Source organism: Brachyspira sp. (assembly GCF_050873525.1).
GTDB lineage: Bacteria > Spirochaetota > Brachyspiria > Brachyspirales > Brachyspiraceae > Brachyspira.
On record NZ_JBNMIZ010000214.1, the window covers coordinates 1 to 4558 of the forward strand.

At 29.9% G+C, this 4558-nt stretch carries 4 protein-coding genes; all 4 read left to right on the forward strand.

Going from position 1 to position 4558, the window contains the following annotated elements; genetic code table 11:
* Positions 1–834 (forward strand): HNH endonuclease family protein (locus tag ACR0QS_RS11380; RefSeq protein WP_432633568.1); only part of this gene is annotated, 834 nt, incomplete at its 5' end.
* Positions 835–886: 52 nt separating this feature from the next.
* Entirely contained in the window at positions 887–2482 is a 1596-nt protein-coding gene (gene serA / locus ACR0QS_RS11385) for a phosphoglycerate dehydrogenase (RefSeq protein ID WP_432633569.1), read from the forward strand.
* 52 nt (positions 2483–2534) lie between these two features.
* On the forward strand, positions 2535–2813 hold the full coding sequence (locus ACR0QS_RS11390) for an acylphosphatase (protein WP_432633570.1): 279 nt from the start codon (positions 2535–2537) through the stop codon (positions 2811–2813).
* An 11-nt stretch (positions 2814–2824) separates the two neighbouring features.
* A complete protein-coding gene (locus tag ACR0QS_RS11395; protein WP_432633571.1) occupies positions 2825–4501 on the forward strand; it encodes a LysM peptidoglycan-binding domain-containing protein in 1677 nt (558 codons plus the stop codon).
* The last annotated feature ends 57 nt before the right edge of the window (positions 4502–4558 follow it).

Consider the following 4558-nt stretch of genomic DNA (forward strand, 5'->3'; position numbering starts at 1 on the left):
GAATACGAGCATATATATTTTAATGGTTTAAATAATATAAATGGACAATTTCCACTAATTCTTTCTATATTACAATGTAATGATGAAGAAGAAACCGAAAAAATAAAATTGGTTTCAAAATTATTTGACAGGAATTTTGTAATATTAAATCTTACTAATAGTTATGATTCTAATAGATTTAATGATTCTTTAAATTATTTATTAAAAGAAATTAGGGAAAAGTCAGCAGGAGAAATAAAAGAAATTTTTGATAATGAACTTTTGAATAATATAAAAAAAGCACAAAATATAGATGAAAAATCAAAGTTAGAATTATTTGAATATAGATTTTTTAAAAATGTAGGATATACAACATTAAGTAGAAAATTCTTAAGATATTTCTTTGCGAGAATTGAGCATTATTTAGCTGATAATATAAAAAGACCTACAAAAACTTACCATCAATTTGTAGTCCAAGCACAAGGGAAAGAAGTCCATCATATAGAACATATTGTAGCTAGGAATGAAGAAAATTTAAAAATGTTTAACAACGATGAAGAAGAATTTGAAATTCAAAGAAATCGTCTTGGTGCTTTGCTTATCTTTAAAGGAAAAGATAATAGTTCATCAAGCAACGAACCATTTAAAGATAAACTTAAGACTTATGATAATAGCGGGATATTATTAGCAGAAAGTTTATGCGAAAATTTTTATAAAAGTAATTTAGATTTTACTAATTTTATTAAACGAAAAAAACTTGATTTTAAATCATATGATAAATTTGGAAAAGAGGAAATAGAAGAAAGGCATAAACTTTTATTTGAAATTAGTAAAAAGATTTGGATTGAAGATTAATAATATTTTAACTATAAAATAAAAATTATAATAATTAACGGAGATTTTTATAATGAAAGTATTGATAACAGATAATATAAATAAATGCGTGAAAGATATAATATCAGAAACTGCAGAGGCGGTTTTTCTTCCGACTATGAGCGAAGAAGAAATAATAAAAATAATCGGCGAATATGACGCTTTGATGGTTAGGAGTCAGACTAAAGTAAATCGAAATATAATCGAAGCGGGGAAAAATCTAAAAATAATTGGAAGAGCGGGAGTTGGAGTCGACAATATCGATGTAAACGCTGCAACCGAAAAAGGAATTATAGTAGTAAACTCGCCCGATGGAAATACTATAGCCGCATCCGAACATACGATAGCCTTAATGCTTGCAATTTCGCGAAATATAGTTCCAGCGTCTCAATCGACAAAAGAAGGAAAATGGAATAGAGATTCTTTTACGGGAACTGAACTTTTTGGAAAAACTTTGGGAGTAATGGGATTTGGAAGAATTGGAAGAAAAGTTGTAAATATCGCTTTGTCAATCGGAATGAAAGTTATAGTTTACGACCCTTTTGCAAACGAGGAAACGGTTATTAAAGCATGCGCTTCATACGAAACTTCTTTGGATAATTTTTTGCCTCAATTAGATTATCTCACAATTCATATTCCGAAAACTGCCGATACGATTAATATAATAAATAAAGAAAACATGAATAAAATGAAAAAAGGCGCTATAATAATCAACTGTTCGAGAGGCGGATTGGTTAATGAAAACGACTTAAAAGAAGCTTTAGAAAACGGACAAATTTCGGCGGCGGCAATCGATGTTTACGAAAACGAACCGAAAATTGAAACCTGCCCTTTGATTCATTATAACGGAAATAATATAATACTAACTCCGCATCTTGGAGCAAGCACTAAAGAAGCTCAAATTAATGTGGCTTTGGATGTGGCGTCTCAAATAAAAAAAGTTCTTTCGGGAGGCTATACCGATTCTGCCGTTAATATTCCATCGCTTAATCCTGAAAAATTAGAACCCGTTAAAGATTATATGAAGATTTCTGAAAACGCTGGAGAGATTATCGGACAAATATCTAAAGGAAAAATAAAATCGTTTGAAATAACCGCGCATGGAGAACTTATAAAATTGGATATCGAACCTTTGGTAGTTGCCGTCCTAAAAGGCGCTTTATCTTCAATATTTCATGATGTTAATTATGTGAACGCTCCATTTTTGGCAAAACAGAGAGGAATAGAAATAAAAATTATAAAATCGGAAGCTCCTTCGAGTTATACGAGTTTATTAAAAGTAAAAATGATAACCGACATTGAAGAGAATGCCGTTTCGGTTTCTTTGATAGCAAAAAATATTGCACGAGTGGTAAAATTAAACGATTATGATGTTATAATAAAACCTAACGAACATATACTTATTGTGCCTCATATAAATCAAGTCGCTATGGTTGCGAAAGTTGCAAACGCTTTATGCGAAGACAATATTAATATCGGCTCGATGAATGTGTCGCAAAATATTAAAGGAAGCGATATGTCGATAATGGCTATTGATATTGACTCTTCATTAAGCGAAGAGATGTTAAATAAAATATCGAAAATAGACGGCGTTCATAATCCGAAGTATATTAAATTAACGGTTCTATAATCGGTTTTTATATTCTGTAAATTCTACAATTCCAAATTCCGATATTTATACTATGTTTAAAGTAAATATTACATTAAGAGGAAGAGTTCAGGGCGTTGGTTTCAGATATTACGCCAAAAAATGCGCGGACGAGATGAAAGTCGCGGGAAAAGTCTGGAATAATTATGACGGTTCGGTTGAAATAATAGGATATTTGGAAACTAAAAAAGAAATAGAAGAATTTGTGGAAAAAATAAAAAAAGGTCCCGAAATGGCAAGCGTCAAAGAATCGAATGTGGTTATAATTCCTTCCGACCCGCCCGTTGATGAAACTTTTGAAATGGATAATTAATAATTGACGGTATGATAAAAAATAATATTTTAAAAATATTTACGATTTCAATTTTATCCTATTCTCTATTCGGAGAAAATTATATAAATTATAAAGTAGAAAACGGAGACACTTTATACGGAATAGCATTTTCGCATGGAATGTCGGCTAGTGAATTTTTGAGATTAAATAATATTGAAGACGCAGACAAGTATAATCTTAAAATCGGGGAGACGCTTAAAGTAAAAGAAAAAGAATACAGCTTGGTTTTTGATTCGGTAAATAAATCATACGCTTTGGATGTCGATAAATCTAAATCCTACAAAAATTATAAAGTAAAAAACGGCGATACGGTTCTTGGAATTGCTTTTTCGCATGGAATGTCGGCGAGCGAATTTTGTGCGATAAATAATATAAAAGATTTCAATAGATATAATCTCAAAGTCGGCGAGATTTTAAAAGTAGCTAATAATATTGAAAAAAATTCGGATAGTTCGGTTAATAGAAATTCGGTAGAAAATATAAAAAAAGAAATTGAATCAAATAATCAAAAACCGCAAAATAATAACGAAAATAATTTTGAAATATACACGGTTAAAAACGGAGATACGCTTTTTGGAATAGCATTCGACAGCAATACTCCCGTCAATGATTTTTTAAGAATAAATAATATAGAATCTCCATTGAAATATAAATTGAAAATCGGCGAAAAATTAAAAATATTTCCTCAAAAAAATAAAAATAATACGGTAGACGATAAAAAAATAACTTCGGTTTATAAAGTGAAAAAAGGCGATACGCTTTCGGCAATAGCAATAAATAATTCTATGTCGTTAAACGAATTACTAGAATTGAACGGATTAAACAGAAATTATTTGCTAAAAATCGGAGATAATATAAAAGTCTATAATAAAATAAATTTAAATAATAATTTCAATAATCAAAATTCTACTCCAAAAAGAGAATACCGAAAAATTGAAGATTATAAAATTAAAAAAGGCGACACTTTAAGCGAAATAGCCGTTGCAAAAGGAATGGATTTACTTGAAATATATTCTTTAAACGGATTAAACGACAAATCTATAATTAAAGTTGACGAGATAATAAAAGTTTACGCGGAAAAAGATAAAAAAACCGCTTTGGTTGATTCTACTTATTCGGTTAAAAAAGGAGACACTTTATATTCTATAGCTCGAAATCATAAAATGGTTTTGGCGGATTTGCTCCAATTAAACGATATAAAAGATTTGAATAATTATACTTTGCAGGCGGGCGCTATTTTGAAAGTTAAAATATTAAAAACTATTTATACCGATTTTGACGATTTGCCCGAAAGTTCTTTTATTTTTCCATACATAGGAAGCATAGTTTCAAAATACGGAACGGACGAAAATAATTTGGCAAACAGAGGAATAAATATATCGGGAAAAGCGGGCGATAAAGTCGTTGCCGCCGATTACGGAATAGTGGAATATTCGGACGATATAAGAGGTTTCGGAAAGGCGATTATTATAAAACATAAAAACGGATACACTACCGCATACGCTCATTTATCGGAATCAAAAGTTAAAGCGGGAGATATAGTAAACAAAGGAGATTATATAGGAAATATCGGCGATACGGGAATGATAAATAAAAACGAACTTTATTTTAAAATTTCGTATTTAGGTATGCCTATAGACCCTTTGAAACTGCTCAATAAAGATTAATTTTTTTATTTTAAACAGAAAAGAATTTATTTAATAAAAATATATTAACCTATAAAA

What these genes read in the sequence shown, in the direction of transcription:
- serA (WP_432633569.1), top strand. Translation starts at nt 887, where the DNA reads ATGAAAGTATTGATAACAGATAATATAAATAAATGCGTGAAAGATATA.
- ACR0QS_RS11390 (WP_432633570.1), top strand. Translation starts at nt 2,535, where the DNA reads ATGTTTAAAGTAAATATTACATTAAGAGGAAGAGTTCAGGGCGTTGGT.
- ACR0QS_RS11395 (WP_432633571.1), top strand. Translation starts at nt 2,825, where the DNA reads ATGATAAAAAATAATATTTTAAAAATATTTACGATTTCAATTTTATCC.